11 protein-coding genes are annotated in these 15,538 nt (G+C 68.8%); 2 read left to right on the forward strand and 9 right to left on the reverse strand.

The features are described from left to right. Positions 1 to 400 precede the first annotated feature (400 nt). Positions 401 to 1,849 carry a hypothetical protein gene (locus ACWCOV_RS04665; RefSeq protein ID WP_449827850.1) on the forward strand — a complete coding sequence of 483 codons (1,449 nt, stop codon included), beginning with the start codon at positions 401 to 403 and terminating at the stop codon, positions 1,847 to 1,849. Positions 1,850 to 1,870: 21 nt separating this feature from the next. Here ACWCOV_RS04665 and ACWCOV_RS04670 read toward each other — a convergent pair whose 3' ends face one another. The 6 genes from ACWCOV_RS04670 to ACWCOV_RS04695 form a co-directional block, all read right to left on the reverse strand. After that, complete coding sequence (locus tag ACWCOV_RS04670; RefSeq protein WP_449827851.1) at positions 1,871 to 3,079, reverse strand: cytochrome P450; 1,209 nt, start codon at positions 3,077 to 3,079, stop codon at positions 1,871 to 1,873. Between the two features lie 168 nt (positions 3,080 to 3,247). Continuing rightward, the gene (locus ACWCOV_RS04675; protein ID WP_449827852.1) at positions 3,248 to 4,162 is read right to left on the reverse strand and encodes a DUF6807 domain-containing protein; all 915 of its coding nucleotides are present in this window, start codon (positions 4,160 to 4,162) and stop codon (positions 3,248 to 3,250) included. After that, the gene (locus ACWCOV_RS04680) at positions 4,162 to 5,289 is read right to left on the reverse strand and encodes a Gfo/Idh/MocA family protein (RefSeq protein ID WP_449827853.1); all 1,128 of its coding nucleotides are present in this window, start codon (positions 5,287 to 5,289) and stop codon (positions 4,162 to 4,164) included. Before ACWCOV_RS04680 ends, ACWCOV_RS04675 begins: the two co-directional genes overlap by 1 nt. 26 nt (positions 5,290 to 5,315) lie before the next feature. After that, on the reverse strand, positions 5,316 to 6,635 hold the full coding sequence (locus tag ACWCOV_RS04685) for an ABC transporter substrate-binding protein (RefSeq protein ID WP_449827854.1): 1,320 nt from the start codon (positions 6,633 to 6,635) through the stop codon (positions 5,316 to 5,318). An 18-nt stretch (positions 6,636 to 6,653) separates the two neighbouring features. Further along, a complete protein-coding gene (locus ACWCOV_RS04690; protein WP_449827855.1) occupies positions 6,654 to 7,538 on the reverse strand; it encodes a carbohydrate ABC transporter permease in 885 nt (294 codons plus the stop codon). Then, positions 7,528 to 8,451: a carbohydrate ABC transporter permease gene (locus ACWCOV_RS04695; protein WP_449827856.1), complete on the reverse strand. Its 924-nt coding sequence runs from the start codon at positions 8,449 to 8,451 to the stop codon at positions 7,528 to 7,530. Before ACWCOV_RS04695 ends, ACWCOV_RS04690 begins: the two co-directional genes overlap by 11 nt. 224 nt (positions 8,452 to 8,675) lie before the next feature. Between ACWCOV_RS04695 and ACWCOV_RS04700 the strand changes: the two genes are divergently transcribed. Beyond that, the gene (locus ACWCOV_RS04700; protein ID WP_449827857.1) at positions 8,676 to 10,436 is read left to right on the forward strand and encodes a hypothetical protein; all 1,761 of its coding nucleotides are present in this window, start codon (positions 8,676 to 8,678) and stop codon (positions 10,434 to 10,436) included. Here the strand turns inward: ACWCOV_RS04700 and ACWCOV_RS04705 are convergent. The 3 genes from ACWCOV_RS04705 to ACWCOV_RS04715 all read right to left on the reverse strand — a co-directional run bounded on the left by ACWCOV_RS04705 (position 10,433) and on the right by ACWCOV_RS04715 (position 15,508). Next, complete coding sequence (locus ACWCOV_RS04705) at positions 10,433 to 11,410, reverse strand: NAD(P)-dependent alcohol dehydrogenase (RefSeq protein WP_449827858.1); 978 nt, start codon at positions 11,408 to 11,410, stop codon at positions 10,433 to 10,435. The two genes, ACWCOV_RS04700 and ACWCOV_RS04705, sit on opposite strands and share 4 nt — an antisense overlap. Positions 11,411 to 11,476: 66 nt before the next feature. After that, positions 11,477 to 13,285, reverse strand: coding sequence for a hypothetical protein (locus ACWCOV_RS04710; RefSeq protein ID WP_449827859.1), 1,809 nt, complete (start codon positions 13,283 to 13,285; stop codon positions 11,477 to 11,479). Between the two features lie 48 nt (positions 13,286 to 13,333). After that, the gene (locus ACWCOV_RS04715; RefSeq protein WP_449827860.1) at positions 13,334 to 15,508 is read right to left on the reverse strand and encodes a glycosyl hydrolase family 28-related protein; all 2,175 of its coding nucleotides are present in this window, start codon (positions 15,506 to 15,508) and stop codon (positions 13,334 to 13,336) included. Positions 15,509 to 15,538: the final 30 nt, after the last annotated feature.

Here is a 15,538-nt window from a genome sequence, read left to right on the forward strand (position 1 = left end):
CGTCGGGCGCCCGCCGGGGAATGCGGACACATAGGAATCCGCCATTTCGTGGAACCGGGCAACCAGTACGCCGAACTTCCGGTAGAGCAGCCCGACAAGATGCGTCGAAGCCCCTGTCTCTCAACGGATTCGTCCGAGCGGTGACCGCCGTACCGGTTGCTTAGGTACGGGGGCAGGGTGGTGGGGTCGGTGAGGGAGCGGAGGGTGGCGAGTACAAAGACGAGGTAAAACTCGGAGGTGTGAAGTGCGGGTGGAGTGGGGAGGTTCGTTACGTTTCCGGATTCGCCTCCCCTTTCGGGGCCGGAAACCGGTAGCCTCTTGCAGCGCCCTTTGGGGGAGGCTGCCGTACCACCGACCGACGAACTGCCGGAGAGCCCAAACCCGGTCAGGAGACCACGTCTTGCAGGAGAACACCAGCAACACCAGTACTGGCGAACTGGCGAACGTACCTCTTACCGGTGCGGACAAGGTCGCCTATGCCTTCTACGCCACGGCGGCCGCGGCCGCCCTTGTCGGTCAGGTCTGGGCCGGCGTCACCCACATCCCCTGGCCGGAGACCGGCTTCTCGACGTTCCTGAAGATCATCCTCGTCACGCCCGCGGTGGCCGTGCTCGAGCTCGGTGGTGTCGCCACCGCGGCTCTGGCCGACCTGCGCCGGCGCAAGGGTGAGCAGGCCTACGCCTACCGCGCGATGTCGTTCTTCGCGGCGCTGGTGGCGGTCGTCTTCAACGTGGTCGGGCACTGGCGGCCGGAGGAGCGGTTCCTCGCCTTCGGCTTCGGCGGCCTGTCCGCGTTCGCGTACGTGCTCTGGCTGATCCACAGCTCGGCCCGCCGCCGCGACGCGCTGCGCCGCGCCGGGCAGATGCGCGAGACCGGGCCCGTGTACGGCGTGATCCAGTGGGTCCGCGAGCCGAAGACCACCTGGCTGGCCCGGTCGCTGGCGATCGAGCACGGCTACGGCCTGTACGAGAGCCTGCGCGCGGCCCAGCACCAGATCCGGAACCGGAGCCGCCGCGAGGCGATCGCCGGGACCGTTGCCGAGTACATCCGGTCCGAGCACCAGGACGAGCGGCTGGCCAAGATCGCCGAGACGACGTACGACCCGGACCGGCTGGCCGGGATGCTCGAGGAGCGGATCAACTACGAGGTCATCACCAACAAGCTGACCAAGGCGATCTCGCCACCGCCGGAGATCGAGGAGCGTCCGGTGCCGGCGGCGGTCTGGGTGCTCGAAGGCGGGCAGCCGCGGCGGGCCGACAGCACCGGGGTGTCGCTGCGCGACGAGGATGCCTGGACCGGCGAGTTGATGGCGATCGTGGAGCAGACCGACAGCGACGAATCGGTCGCCGAGGCGGTCGTCGTCGAGGACGAGGGCGAGCGGCAGCACGTCGTCCAGAACGGGACGGCGTCCTCGGTGAACAGCACGGTGAACAGCACCGCGAACGGGGCCGGGAGTAGCAAGCTCAAGCCGTTCGCGCCGCAGCCGAAGGCCGAGCCGCTGGTGCAGAAGCCGCAGCCGCCGTCGCCGTTCGCGGACACCACCGATACCCAGCCGCCGGCCCTGATCACCACGCCCAAGGTCGAGCAGGTCCTCCCGGATCCGGAGCCGGTCCTGGTGCCGAAGGCCGAGAAGACCGAGGACGACAAGCCGGCCGCGGACCAGCCGGAGCCGACCGCGCTGGAGAAGAAGCGGATGCGTGCGTACGCGCTGCTCTCGGATTGGCCGGCCGGTCGTGAGCGCACCGCGAAGACGCTGGCCGACGCGATCGCGTCGAGCGAGCCGATGGCGGCCCGGTTCATCGAGCAGTACGAGACCGAACACGGGGTCGTGTTCGCCTCGCAGAACTGATCGATCGGCTGCCGGTGGACCTCAGCCTCTGAGGCCGAGGTTCACCGGCAGCTCGGCGAGACCGCTGACCAGCACCCGGCGCCGTTCGAGGTCCTCGGCCGGCTTGGCCAGGCTCATCCGCGGGAAGCGCCGTACCAGGGCCAGCAGTGACTCCTGCAGCTCGATCCGCGCCAGCTGGGCGCCGAGACAGAAGTGCGGTCCGAAGCCGAACGACAGGTGCTTGTTGTCCTTGCGGTCCAGCCGCAGCTCGTCGGGCTCGTCGTACGCGCGCGGGTCCCGGTTGGCCGAGTTCAGCGCCGCCATCACGCCTTCGCCGGCCTTGATCCGGACGCCGTGCAGCTCGACGTCCTCGACGGCGACGCGCAGCTGCCCGACCTCGCTGAAGCGGTTGAACCGCAGCAGCTCCTCGATCGCCGACGGCACCAGGTCGGGGTTCGCGACCAGCTTGGCCCAGTTCTCCGGCCAGCGCAGCAGGGTCGCGACGCAGCTCGAGATCTGGTTCGCCGAGGTCTCGTGGCCGGCCACCAGCAGGTTCACCCCGAACGCGATCAGCTCGTCCTGACTGAGCCGGTCGCCTTCCTCGCGGGCCCGGACGAGTTCGTCGAGGAGGTCCTCGGCCGGCTGGTCGGTGTTCGCCAGCTTCTTGGTGACCAGGTCCTCGATGTACGCGGTCAGGCTCGTCATCGCGTTCTCGACGAGATCCTTCTCCGCCATCCGCATGCTGTAGCCGAGCTCGGTCCACTCCCGGAACTGCTCCCGGTCCCCGTACGGTACGCCGAGCAGCTGGCAGATCACCTGGATCGGCAGGGGCAACGCGACCAACTGCCGGATGTCCGCGCCGTCGCCGGCCCGTGCCACGTCCTCGGCGAGCTGCGCCGACAGCTCCGCGACCCACGGCCGGGTCCGCTCGATCCGGCGGTGCGCGAACGTCGACGACACCAGCTTCCGCAGCCGGGTGTGCTCCGGCGGGTCGGTCGTGGTCAGGCTGTTCGGCATCGGCTTGGCCAGCGCGACCCGCGGTGCGCCCTGCTTCACCACCGCGGCCCGCGAGAACCGCGGATCCGCGAGCACCATCCGCACGTCGTCGTACCGGGTCACCAGCCACACCTCGGCCCCGGCGAGCGTCCGCACCCGCGCCACCGGCCGGTGCTCCCGCAACTCCGCGAACGTGGGCGACGGATCGAACTGAAAAGCATCCTCGAACGGAATCTCCAGCACCGGCTCCGACATACCCCGACCCTAAGCGACTTAGGCAGCCCTTCGCAGCGCGCACGCGAGCCGGAGGGGCGGACTGTGGTGGTGGACCGCCAGGCCATCACAATTGGCGGTCCAGCACCGGCGGCGCGCTCAGCCCTCCGGCGGGGTGGTCATTGTGATGGCGTGGCGGTCCGCATCTCGTTACCCCGCGGCGAGGGCCTTCTGTGCTTGAGCCGCCAGCCCCGAGGCTCGATCGTTGTCCGAGGGTCCGTCGGCTACCAGGACGGCGTAGCGGAGGCGGAGGGTGGAGCCGGGGGCGAAGGGGAGTTCTTCGGAGAAGAAGGGGGCGGGGCAGACGGCGGCGAAGTCTTCGGAGCGGACGAACCACTGGGGTGGGTGGCGGACGTTGTCGGTGGCGTCGGCGATGATGATCGTCGAAGCGCGGTCGTTGTTGTCGTGCTTGCCGCTGAAGCCCATCCAGGCGGCCTTCTGGCCGCGCAGCTCGTCGCCGCCCTTGCCCTGCGGGGCGAGCACAGTGCCGTTGGTGAAGGAGCGCGGTCCGCGCCAGAACAGGCCGCCGTACCCGGCGTTCTCGCGGCCGGCCGTGGTCGGGCTGCCGATCTGGATCGTCTCGCCGGAGACGTTCGTCATCGCGGTCTCGTAGGCCAGCACCCAGCCGTCGTCGGAGAAGCGCGTGGTCAGCGACCGGGCCTCGTCGACGACGTGGTCGCCGGCCTGCGTCCGCCAGGACAGGTGGTGGGCGAACCGGACCAGGTCGTCGGACACGTCGAGCGCGTCGATCCGGTCGTGGTCCATCGAGCCGTTGTTGTCCAGCTGCTGGTAGCCGGTCTCCTTGGAGAACGTCGGCCCGCCCCAGAAGTTCTCGTGCCCGAAGTGCGGCAGTGACCAGGTCAGGCCCTTGTGCCAGACGTGGTCGTGCGGCCGGAACACACTGATCAGGTCGCCGCCCAGCGTCCGGATCGGGTGCAGGTAGGGCCGCGGCGACTCCAGCTGCCGATCGGTCGCCCGGTAGACGTAGGTGAACAACTCGCTGTCTCCCGCCGTGACCTGGATCGACCGGCCGACGGCGTGGTTGCAGCCGAGGTGCTGAGACATCAACTCTCCCGTGATTGTCGGATACTCCAGGGCGCCCCGAGCTCGCTGAACAGGGCAAGCTCGTCCGAGGCCCGGTCGACCCACTTCTCGACGTCGAGAACGATCGGCCGGCGCTCGAGTCCTTCGCCTTCCCACCGCACCAGCCCGTCCGGGATCTCGGCCGGCGGCTCCGCCACCCGGACCGCCTCGACGACTTTGGTGAAGCCACCGGTCGCGGACAGCGGGCAGTACAGCGGGACGGCGGGATCGGCGCGATGGGCGAGCAGGTTCTCCAAGAGGTCTTCCCGCGCGTACTTCGTCACGGTTCCGTCCGGCAGCTCCAGCGTGTCGGAGGCGTACCGCAGTACGGCGTGCCCTTCGGAGCCGTGCACGATCACCGACGGCTCGAGATGCTCCGGCGCGCACAACGTCACTGCGATCAGGATCGTCGTACCCCGGCCGGTCACGATCCGGACCGTGGACGTGTCGTCCGACTCGATCGGGTTGGCCCGGAACAGCTCGGTCTCCACCGACCGTACGTCGTCCGCGCCGGGCGACCCGTCGAGCAGCAACGCCGCCGCGGTCGAGTGCGCGAGCGGGTTCGTCACCGCCCCGTCCACCACCGCGACCCCGTCGAGCGTACGGCGACCCGCCCAGCGTGCCCGTTGGAAGTACTTCGCCTTCCGCACCCACTTGCCGACCGCGCTGATGCCACGGAGCTCACCGAGCCGTCCGTCGGCGACCATCTCCGCAAGCGTCAGCGTCGCCGCCGACGCCTGTGCCTGAAACCCGACCTGGCAGGCCCGACCGGTCTCGGCGACCACCGCCGACAGCTGCTCGAACTCGGCCAGCGACGCGGTCGGCGGCTTCTCCAGCAGTACGTCGGCACCGGACCGCATCGCGAGCTCGGCCAGCGGCACGTGGGTCTGGATCGGCGTGCTGATGATGACCACGTCGACCTCGGTCGACGCGAGCAGCTCGTCCAGGCCGCCGTACACCTGGACGTCCGCAGGGAGGCCGGAGGCCGGTTGCGGGTCGGCAACCGCCACCAGGCGGGCGCGGCCGGCCTCCGCCAGCCGCGCCACGTTCCGGACGTGCGACGCCCCGTGACCGTGGACACCTGCCACGGCCACGCGCGGCGCGGTCATCGACAATCAGTTGCCACTAGCAACACTTACTTGAGCTCCCCGTTGATCTCGTCGATGAACCCCTGGGCCGCCTTGTCCGGCGTCTGCCGGCCGAACAGCACCTCGGTGGTGTAGCGCTGGATGATCTTCTCCACCTGGCCACCACCCACCGGCGGCGCCGGCGACGGGTCGCCGAGCTCCTTGCCGATGTCCTGGATGAACTTCGCCGAGGCGGCGTCGGCCGGCTGCAGCTTCGGCGTCACCGCGGAGCGGATCTCGGTGTTCGGCGGCACGCCCCGCTCAGCCAGCAGGATGTTGCCGGCGGTGGTGCTGTTGGCCAGGTAGTTCACGAACTCGGCCGCTTCCTTCTGGTGCTTGGACCGCGACGAGATCGACCAGAACATCGAGCCCTTGTAGTAGGAGCCGTTCGCGGCCGCGTCGCCCTCGACACTCGGCACCCGGAGCAGCTTGAGCTCGGTGCCGGCCGCCTTGCTCATCGCGTTCAGCTGGTTGCTCCACATCCAGCTCATCGCGACCTTGCCGGTCGCCATCGCGGACTGGTCGAGCGCGGCGTTCATGTCCTGCGCGATGAACTCGGCCGACGGGATCGCCTTCGAGTCCTTCAGCTTCAGCACCTGCTGGTAGAACGCGGTCACCTGGCCGGCCGAGACGCCGAGCTTGCCGTCCTGGGTCCACAGCGACTCGCCGTGCTGGCGGGCCCACAGGTTCAGCGCGGCCTCGTTGGTGCCGGGCGCGCCGGTCCCCCAGCCCTTGCCCTTCAGCTTGGTGGTGAGCTCGGCGGCGAGTTGGGTGTACTCGTCCCACGTCCACTTGGTGTCGTCCGGAAGCGCGACGCCGGCGGCCTTGAAGATCGCCGGGTTGGCCACGATCGCGAACGAGTTGATCCCGGCGTTCAGGCCGTACAGCCCGCCGTCGAACTCACCGGCCTTGAGGGTGTCCTCCTCGAACTTGCCGGTGTCCAGGCCCTCGGACTTCTTCAGGTCCTGCAGCGCGCCGCGGTCGGCGTACTCGCGCAGGTACTTCTCGTCCATCTGGATGATGTCCGGCGCGTCGTTCGCGGCGACCGTGGTGGCGAGCTTGTCCCAGTAGCCGGACCACTCGCCGAACTCACCCTTGATCGTCACGTTCGGGTGGTCCTTCTGGTAGGCGTCGATCGCCGCCTGGGTCATCTTGGTCCGGGTGTCGCCACCCCACCAGGTGAACCGGAGCGTGACCTTGCCGTCCGCGGATCCGCCGCTGTTGCCACCGGAGTCACCGCCGCAGGCACTCGCCGCCAGCAGAGTCGTGGCGATCGCGACAGCGGCCAGGGCGCGCAGGCGCCTGGTGGGTGGGATGAGCTGCCTCATGAGGTGCACCTTTCGGAGTTACTTGATGCCGGTGGTCGCGATGCCCTTGATCAGGAACCGCTGGCCGAGCAGGAAGGCAAGGAAGATCGGGATGAGCGAGACGACCGACATCGCGAACATCGAGCCCCAGGACGACTCCGCTGTCGCGTCGACGAACGACCGCAGCGCCACCGGGACGGTGTACATCTTCGGGTCGGTCAGGTAGATCAGCTGGCTGAAGAAGTCGTTCCAGGTCCAGATGAACGTGAAGATCGCGGTGGTGGCGAGGGCCGGCACCATCAGCGGCAGGATCACCCGCAGGAAGATCCCGCCCCGGCCGCAGCCGTCGATCCGGGCCGCCTCGTCCAGCTCGCGCGGGATGCCCCGGATGAACTGCACCATCAGGAATACGAAGAAGGCGTCGGTCGCCAGCATCTTCGGGATGATCAGCGGCAGGAACGTGTTGATCCAGCCGGCCTGCGAGAACAGGATGTACTGCGGCACGATCACCACGTGGATCGGCAGCATGATGCTGAGCAGCATGATCGCGAACCAGAACTTCTTGCCGACGAACTCCAGCCGCGCGAACGCGTACGCCGCCATCGAGCACGACACCAGGTTGCCCAGCACGCTGCCGAGCACCACCGCGGCGGAGTTCAGCAGGTAGCGGGTGAACGGCTCGGTCAGCGCGTTCCAGCCGATCCGGTAGTTCTCGATCCGCAGGTCCTTGGCCAGGATGCTCGGGTCGCGGAAGATCTCGTTGCCGGGCCGCAGCGAGCTGACCACCATCCAGATCACCGGGTAGAGCATCACCAGGGCGGCCGCGGCCAGCCCGAGGTGGATCAGCACCGGCCGGATCCGGACCCAGCTGATCGGGGCGGCCCGGCGGGCGGCGACCGCGCCGCGCATCGTCTCAGTCGTCATAGAACACCCAGTACTTCGAGGCGAGGAAGTTCGCCGCGGTGAAGACCCCGATGATCACGAGCAGGAACCACGCCATCGCGGACGCGTAGCCCATGTCGAAATTGCCGAAGCCCCGGTCGTAGAGGTAGAGCGTGAAGAACATCGTCGAGTCCGACGGACCGCCGCTGCCCCCGGAGACGACGAACGCCTGGGTGAACGACTGGAACGCGTGGATGATCTGCAGCACCAGGTTGAAGAAGATGATCGGGGTGAGCAGCGGCAGCGTGATGCTGAAGAACCGGCGCAGCGTGCCGGCCCCGTCCACCGACGCGGCCTCGTAGTACATCGACGGGATCTGCCGCAGTCCGGCCAGGAAGATCACCATCGGCGAGCCGAACGTCCACACGTTCAGCACCACCAGCGTGCCGAGCGCCGTACTCGGGTCGGAGATCCAGCCCTTGCCCTCCACGCCGACCAGGGCGAGCACCTGGTTCAGCAGGCCCTCGGTGCCGAACACCTGGCGCCACAGGATCGCGATCGCGACACTCGAGCCGAGCAGCGACGGCAGGTAGAACACCGAGCGGTAGAACGCCATCCCGCGGACACCGCGGTCGAGGACGACGGCGAGCAGCAGCGCGACGGCCAGCTGCAGCGGGACCGAGACGAACACGTAGGTGAACGTGACGCGCAGCGAGTTGTGCAGCCGCTCGTCGGACAGCATCCGGGTGAAGTTCTCGAACCCGATCCACTGGGGCGCCTGGATCAGGTTGTAGTCGGTGAACGACAGGTACAGCGAGGCCAGCATCGGCCCGATGGTGATGAGGAACAGCCCGAGCAGCCACGGCGCGAGAAACAGGTACGCAGCGAGATTGTCTTTCTTCTGCCCTGCGGGTTTCTTCTGCCGGAGCGAGCCGAGCTCGCCCAGCGCACTCATACTTTCTTACCTCCGGAAACCTCAGGGGCCACGGAAAGCGTTTGCCTTGGCCGGTCAAATTAGCCCAGGAAACCGGTTCACACAAGACCTGGGATCCACCTGCAGTGACCAGATGCGGACAGCTGCGAAGTATTGACAGGACAAAGTCCCGGGGACACAGTACTGGACATTTGGCAACCGCTTACCAAGCTCACTTGGTCTGCCGGTATCCCTTGGAGGCATCGATGCAGCGTCGTACGTTCCTTGCCGGCTCGCTGACCACGCTGACGGTCGGCGCCCTCTACCCGGCCACCGCGGCCGGGGCGACCGATGCTGGAGTAGCAGCCGTGGACGAAGACTTTCTCGCCGTACTGACCAAGGCCAACCAGGCCCAGATCCCGCTGGTGCTCGGCAGCCTGCAGAACCCTTCCGACAGTGTCCGGACCGTGGCTCGCAAGGCCCGCCGACTAGTGTCCGGGTACGTCTGGGGCAAGTCGTCGTACCACCACGACGACTCGCTGCTGGCGCCGCTGCTCTGGCTGTGCCAGCAGCTCGCCGCGCGGCAGCACGACGACGGTCTGTACGACGTCGGCAACCTGCACTCGCCGCCGGACAGCTCGTTCGCGATCCAGGACGTCTGCATGGTCTACGGCCTGCTCGCCGAAGACGACCAGGCGGCGACGAAACCGCACCGGGCGATTCTGGAGCAGGTACTGCGCAAGGCCGGGCCGGCGATCGCGGCCGGCGGGGTGCACACGCCCAACCACCGCTGGGAGGTCGCGGCCGCGCTGGCGCGGACCCACCACCTGTTCCCCGACCGCCGGTACGCCGCTCGCATCGACGACTGGCTCGACGAGGGCATCGACGCGACCCCGGACGGCATCTACAGCGAGCGCAGCTCGACGTACGCCTCCGAGGTGACGAACCACTGCCTGCTCGGCATCGCCTGGACCCGGAACAAGCCCGAGCTGCTCGAGTACGTCCGGCGCAACCTGGAGGCGACGCTGTACTTCATCGAGCCGAACGGCGAGGTCGACACGATCGCGTCCCGGCGGCAGGACCAGACCCGGATCCGCGAGGTCTGGTGGTACCTGACCCAGTTCCGCGAGCTCGCCCTGCACACCGGCGACGGACGCTTCTCGACGGTTGCCAAGAGCATCGAGCAGCGTGGGACCGGGGAGATCGGCGACTTCCTGGCCGAGGTGCTGGAACGACCCGAGATCGCGGCCGTGCTGCCCACTCCGAAGCCGGCGCCGACGGACTTCGCGCAGCACTTCCCGTCGCAGGCGTCGGCCCGGATCCGGCGCGGGACCAGGACCGCGAGCGTCTTCGGCGGCACGGACTTCCACGACATCCCGGTGATCGCGTCCGGGTTGTCCACCAACCCGACGTTCTTCAAGCTCCGCAACGGCGCCGCGATCCTCGACTCGGTCCGGCTCTCACCGCAGTTCTTCAGCACCGGCCACTTCCGCAGTGACGGCATGCGCCGGACCGGGCCGCGGACCTACAAGCTGGCGCAGGAGGTGAAGGTGCCGTACCACCTGCCGCTGCCGAAGCGGTACCGGCGGGAGGACGGGTTGTACGCGCTCACGCTGGACGGCCGGTTCTACGCGTCGATGGACTTCCCGCACCGCCCGCAGCAGTACCGCACGCTGCGGACCGAGGTCACGATCGTCGAGGTCGGCAACGGCTGGGACCTGTCCTTCGAGTTCGACGGCGACGAGACGGCGTACGCGATCGAGCTCTGCTTCCGGAACGGCGGAACGCTGGCCGGCGTGGAGGCGTTGGGAACCGCGGGCAACTACCAACTCGTGTCCGGGACCGGCTCCTACACCGTCGGCTCCGACCGGATCGAGTTCGGCCCCGGCAACGGCGCCGCCCGGGTCACCATGGACCCGGGCGAGCGCTACACCTACCTCGGCGGGAGCCTGACCCCCGACGGTCAGCGGGTCTACCTCACCGGTCGTATCCCCGGCCGCCAGACCTTGCAGCTGCGGACGTCCTAGACGGTGATGATCACCTTCGCGCGAGCGTGCTCGGTCTCGACGTACCGAATCGCCTCGGCGATGTCGGCCAGCGCGTAGGTGCGATCGATGGCCGGGAGCAGTTGCCTGTGCTCGGCCATCGATCGGAGCGTCCCGAGGTTGTCCGCGCTCGGCTGCGCGTCGAAGGTGACGATCCGGTGGCTCACGAAGCGGGACACCAGCACGCCGCGCAGGATCAGGCCGACCGGCCCGACCACGCTGCCGCCGCGGGACACTCCGCCGCCGGACAGGATGAGTGTCCCGCCCGGTGTCAGCGCACGCCTGAGGTCGCCGAGGGACCGGTTTCCCACCAGGTCGAGGACGACGTCGTACCGCTGCCGGGTGAAGTCGTCCCGCGTGTAGTCGACGATCTCCTTGGCGCCGAGCGACCGGAGCAGGTCGACGTTCTTGGTGCTGCAGACCGCGGTCACCTCGGCGTCCAGCGCGTTGGCGATCTGTACGGCGAACGTCCCGACGCCACCGGACGCGCCGTTGATCAGCAGCGACTGCCCCGGCTTCAGTTGCGCCACGTTGCGCAGCCCGATCAGCGCGGTGTTCGCCGCGAGTGGGATCGCGGCCGCCTGCTCGAAGGTCAGGTTGGCCGGCTTCTGGTCGACCACGGTCTCCGGCGCGGCGACGTACTCGGCGAAGGCTCCGGGCGACTCGCCGTACACCTCGTCGCCGGGCTTCAACCGTCGTACGTCCGGCCCGACCGCCTCGACCACGCCGGCGAAGTCGGTGCCCAGGACCCCTTTGGGCGCCCGGAGCCCGAACGCGGCCGGGTCCATCAGCCGGGCGATCAACGGATCACCGCGCATCACGTGCCAGTCCCGCGCGTTGACCGACGCCGCCCGGACCGCGACGAGCACCTGGTTCCCGGTGACGTCGGGCCGGGCGGTCTCCCGGATCTGCAGCACGTCCGGCGCACCGTAGCGGTCCTGCACAACTGCCTTCATGCCTGAACGCTATGCGGTGACGGCAACTGTGGCATCCGGACGATCCCTACCGGACCCCTGGATTGCTCACCCCGTCGTACGCACGGTCGTCTCGAGCCTGCCGTCGTGGGGGATGCGGAGGACGTGGACCCGGCGGCGCTGGTCGCGGAGGTAGGTGCGGGTCGACGTGCTGATCGTTGCGGTCCGGCCGGCAGACCAACTTATGGTGATGGTCGTCTGCCCGCGCCGGATCGTCAGCGAGTCGGCCGTCGCCGTCCGAGTCTGGTTGTAGGGCACGACGGTGCCGTCCGAGAAGGCGACCTCGTCACCCGGTTGGAGGACGAGCGGGATCTGTTCGGTGGCGGCTGTGGTCGCGGTGACCCGGCGGGTGACGGTGCCCGGGCCGAAGATCAGGTCAGTCGCCAATGAGCCGTCGGGAGTGCGGTAGCGGACCAGGTCGTTCGACGGGTACTCGGCGATGAGGTTGCTCTCGGCATCGGCCTTTCCGCCGCGGACCGTCGCCCAGCAACCCGTCGACGTCTGCTGCGCGTGGATCACGGTGCCGGCCGCCGGGTGCCAGAGGAAGCCGGTCCCGGCCCTGACCGCGCTCCCCGGCCGGGTCCCGAAGAACGCGCCGACGTAGTAGCCGGGACGTCGTACGTAGAGGTAGTCCTGGTTCTCCACCTCGTCGCGGCGAAGCTCGGTGAAGTCGTCCTTGCGCAGGTACGGGATGCGCGCGATCGCGGTCCGCTTCGAGGCCCGGGTCGGCAGCGTCTCGCCGTACGGGGCGTGCGCGATGATGCGCGGCGACGTGTCCTGCTTCGCCAACGCCGGCACCGGCGCCGGGTCCTCGGCCCAGGCCGTCCTGAGTGCCGCCTTGTCCTCGCGGCTGGTGAAGAACGCCGCGAGATCCGGTACGGCGGGGACGAAGTGCGAGCCGAGGATGGTCCGGTCGGGATCCGGGATCGCGTCGTCGTAGTACGCGGTCGCGGTGCGGTCGGACACGGCGTAGTAGGTGAGCCAGCCGGAGCCGTCCGGTTCACGCAGCAGGTTGTAGCCGAACCACTCGGTGAACCGGCGGGTCATCGAGACCAGCAACGGGTTCCGGGTGAGCAGGTAGAGCTCGGCCATCTCCGGCAGCATCACCTCGAAGTTGTAGTTGATGTCCATCCCGCGCGGGTCGTAGAAGAACCCGGCCGGGCTCTGCGACCACTTGGCGACGAACCGGATGCGTTCCTGCAGCCGTTGCCATCGGGCGTGGTCGGGCAGCAGCCGGAGGGTGAGGGCGGAGCCGGCCACTCCGGCGACGGCCTGGTTCGTGTACTGGAAGGGGTCGTCCCAGACCACGCGGTTGGCCGGGTCCAGGTACCAGTCGACTCCCTTGCGCAGGGCAACTTCCAGCTGAGTACGACGGCTCGGCAGCGCATCGGCCTGGCGGAGGTTGGCCAGCGTCTTGGCCAGGTAGCCGAGACCGAAACCGCTCGACGCCTTGCCACGCTCGGCCGGCGCGTACTCCGGCCAGGACCCGTCCGGATTCTGCAGGTTCAGGTAGTGCTCGATCGCCGCGTCGAGCCGGCCGAGCAACGCGGGGTCGCGGTGGTACGGATTCCAGGTACGGCGGTTGGCGTAGAACCAACTGAGCGTGAACACGTGCTCCTGCACCCGCGAGTTGAACGGCTGGGCCGGCGTCCGCCACCACCCACCGCCCATGAACCCGTACGGCGTCGTGTCCACGATGTCGTTGGCCATCGGCGCGAGAATCCTCAGGTACCCCGCGAACCGCTGGTCCCCCGGCGCGAACAACCCGCGCTCCGGCAGCCCAGCCGCCAGCCCCGCAACCGGCGGCAGCCCGACAGCGCTGGCCCGCCCCGGCAAACTCCCAACCAACGGCGCCACCGCGGCACCAATCAAAACAGAACGGCGTTTCAAAGTCGTCCTCCAGATTCAGTCTCGGATCGCCAGTACGGCGAACTCTGGGTCGGGCACCGTTCGGCCGGTGCGTATGTCGGCGGCTGTGGCGCCCCACTGGGTGAACTCGGGGGTCTTGTCGCGGTAGCCGCGGTTGCCGCGGAAGACGACGTTGCGCGAGTCCCGGAGGCCGACGCCGTAGGGCGAAGGGCCGAGGACCGTGGCTACGCGGAAGAAGACGGAGTTGCCGAAGAGCAGGTCGCGGCAGTGGTCCAGTTCGACGGCCTGGGACTGCCAGCCGTAGATGTGGTCCTCGGTCTGCAGGCCGAGGAACTCCCAGTTCGCGACGTGCCGCAGGACGACCTCGCGGTGCTGGTGGTGCTCGACGGAGACCTCGTAGACCCGGGTCGGGACGGTCGAGTGCTCGACCAGCAGGCCGTTGTCCGCCCAGCCGTTGGCGCTCCAGACGTTCGACAGGACTCCGCCACCACCGCGCACCCACACGCCGTACTTGTGGATGCCTTTGTAGGTGTAGCCCGGATCGCCGCTCGCGACCTCCTCCGGGTGCCACTTCACGAACTGGGTGGTGATGTCCGCGAGGTACGAGCCACTGCCCGACTGCCAGCTGACATTGACCGAGCCCGCGGTGTTCCGGGCTGTGTCGAGGCCGAGCCCGATGACGATGTTGCAGCCGCTGGGCGGCGTCTCGACCAACGCCTTCGGCCGGCGCGGATCTCCGAAGTACGGCGTGCCGTCCGGGGTCCGCAACCAGGTCTGCCGCGGGTGGAGCCCGATCAGGTTGGAGTGCTTCCGAAGCCGAAGCGTGCCGGACAGCAGGTACTCGCCGATCGGCACGAAGACGGTCTCGTGGCGATCGACGGCAGCCTGGAAGACGGCCAGATCGTCCGCCGTCCCGCTGCCCACGGTCCGTCCCATCCGCGCGGCGACGTCGGCGATGCTCACCCAGGTCGACACCGGCGGGAGGTCGGGCACGTCGGACCGGAGCATGTCGGACACGTCCCGATGCCCGTCGTACGACAGCTGCACGCCGTCGGTCCGGCTCTCGCGTGCGGTCAACGCGTGCGCGATCCGCAGGCCGTAGGTCAGCTCGCGTACGGCGCCATCGCGGCCGGGCGTGCGTGTTCCGCTCTGCGCACGGGTCAGGAGGGTCGGGGTCCGGCGTACCACGCTGTCCACCAGGTTCAGCTGGTTGCTGTTCCGGATCAGCGGATTCGTTGCGCCTGGCAACAGCTCGCTGTCGTTCATCAGCACCGCGGTGTCGGTGAGGCCATCGAGTAGGCAGTCCTGCAGGTAGAGGTGCACGAACTGGTCGGGCACGCACTCGACACCACGTGGCGCGTCAGCGAGCACGGTACGGACGAGCACGAGCTTCGCGTCGTTGTTGGTCCGGATCGCCGTCTCGCGCTGACCGTTGAAGCGGCAGTCCAGCACGGTCGTCTGCCACCCGGCCGAGGCGGCGAACGCATTCAGGCCGACAGCACCGCCACGGACGCGTACTCGCTGGATGAGGTTCGCGTTGTGGTCGATGCCGGCCCAGCCGTCGCCGGTGTCGATGTCCAGGTCCTGCAGGATGCACAACTGCGCGCCACCGAACCGGACCGCGATCGCACGCGGATTGCCTGCACCGATCGCGATGTCCAGGTTGATCAGCCCGGACCCGAAGGTGTCGTTGTTGGCGTACGTCACCGGGCCGCCGACCGGCCGCCGCCGGAACGCGAACACGTCGCGTGCGGCGGTACCGGCGTACCCGGGACTGTTGTCGGCCAGGACGAACCGTGGCCGGTGGACGCCGTACCCGATGATCCGCACCGAGTCGTGCACGTCGATCGGTCCGGTCAGCCGGTAGGTCCCCGGTGGGACGAGTACGACGCCACCGCCGTCACCCAGCGGGAAGTCGCGGACGCCGCCGAGGATGTCGCCGAGTTTGTTCGCGATCCCGCGCCGGGACGCCTCGTCGACCGCGGCGCGGACGGCGGCGGTGTCGTCGCCGATCCCGTCGCCGTGCACCTCGAAACCGGGTGCGCCGAGGAGCACGGCCGTCGGATCCGGCGGCCGTGCCGGGTACGCCGACTGGAAGCGGACCGGATCGCGATCACGATCACCGGTCGCAACGGCGGGGACGGTGCTGCTGACGAACGAGCCGGCGACGGCGCCGGCGGCCAGGCCGGTGAACTGGCGGCGACTCAGCATGGAGGCCTCCTGGGCGGCAGGGGGTGACAG

The organism is Kribbella sp. NPDC002412 (assembly GCF_053592935.1).

What these genes read in the sequence shown, in the direction of transcription:
- ACWCOV_RS04670 (WP_449827851.1), bottom strand. Translation starts at nt 3,079, where the DNA reads ATGTCGGAGCCGGTGCTGGAGATTCCGTTCGAGGATGCTTTTCAGTTC.
- ACWCOV_RS04675 (WP_449827852.1), bottom strand. Translation starts at nt 4,162, where the DNA reads ATGTCTCAGCACCTCGGCTGCAACCACGCCGTCGGCCGGTCGATCCAG.
- ACWCOV_RS04680 (WP_449827853.1), bottom strand. Translation starts at nt 5,289, where the DNA reads ATGACCGCGCCGCGCGTGGCCGTGGCAGGTGTCCACGGTCACGGGGCG.
- ACWCOV_RS04685 (WP_449827854.1), bottom strand. Translation starts at nt 6,635, where the DNA reads ATGAGGCAGCTCATCCCACCCACCAGGCGCCTGCGCGCCCTGGCCGCT.
- ACWCOV_RS04690 (WP_449827855.1), bottom strand. Translation starts at nt 7,538, where the DNA reads ATGACGACTGAGACGATGCGCGGCGCGGTCGCCGCCCGCCGGGCCGCC.
- ACWCOV_RS04695 (WP_449827856.1), bottom strand. Translation starts at nt 8,451, where the DNA reads ATGAGTGCGCTGGGCGAGCTCGGCTCGCTCCGGCAGAAGAAACCCGCA.
- ACWCOV_RS04700 (WP_449827857.1), top strand. Translation starts at nt 8,676, where the DNA reads ATGCAGCGTCGTACGTTCCTTGCCGGCTCGCTGACCACGCTGACGGTC.
- ACWCOV_RS04705 (WP_449827858.1), bottom strand. Translation starts at nt 11,410, where the DNA reads ATGAAGGCAGTTGTGCAGGACCGCTACGGTGCGCCGGACGTGCTGCAG.
- ACWCOV_RS04715 (WP_449827860.1), bottom strand. Translation starts at nt 15,508, where the DNA reads ATGCTGAGTCGCCGCCAGTTCACCGGCCTGGCCGCCGGCGCCGTCGCC.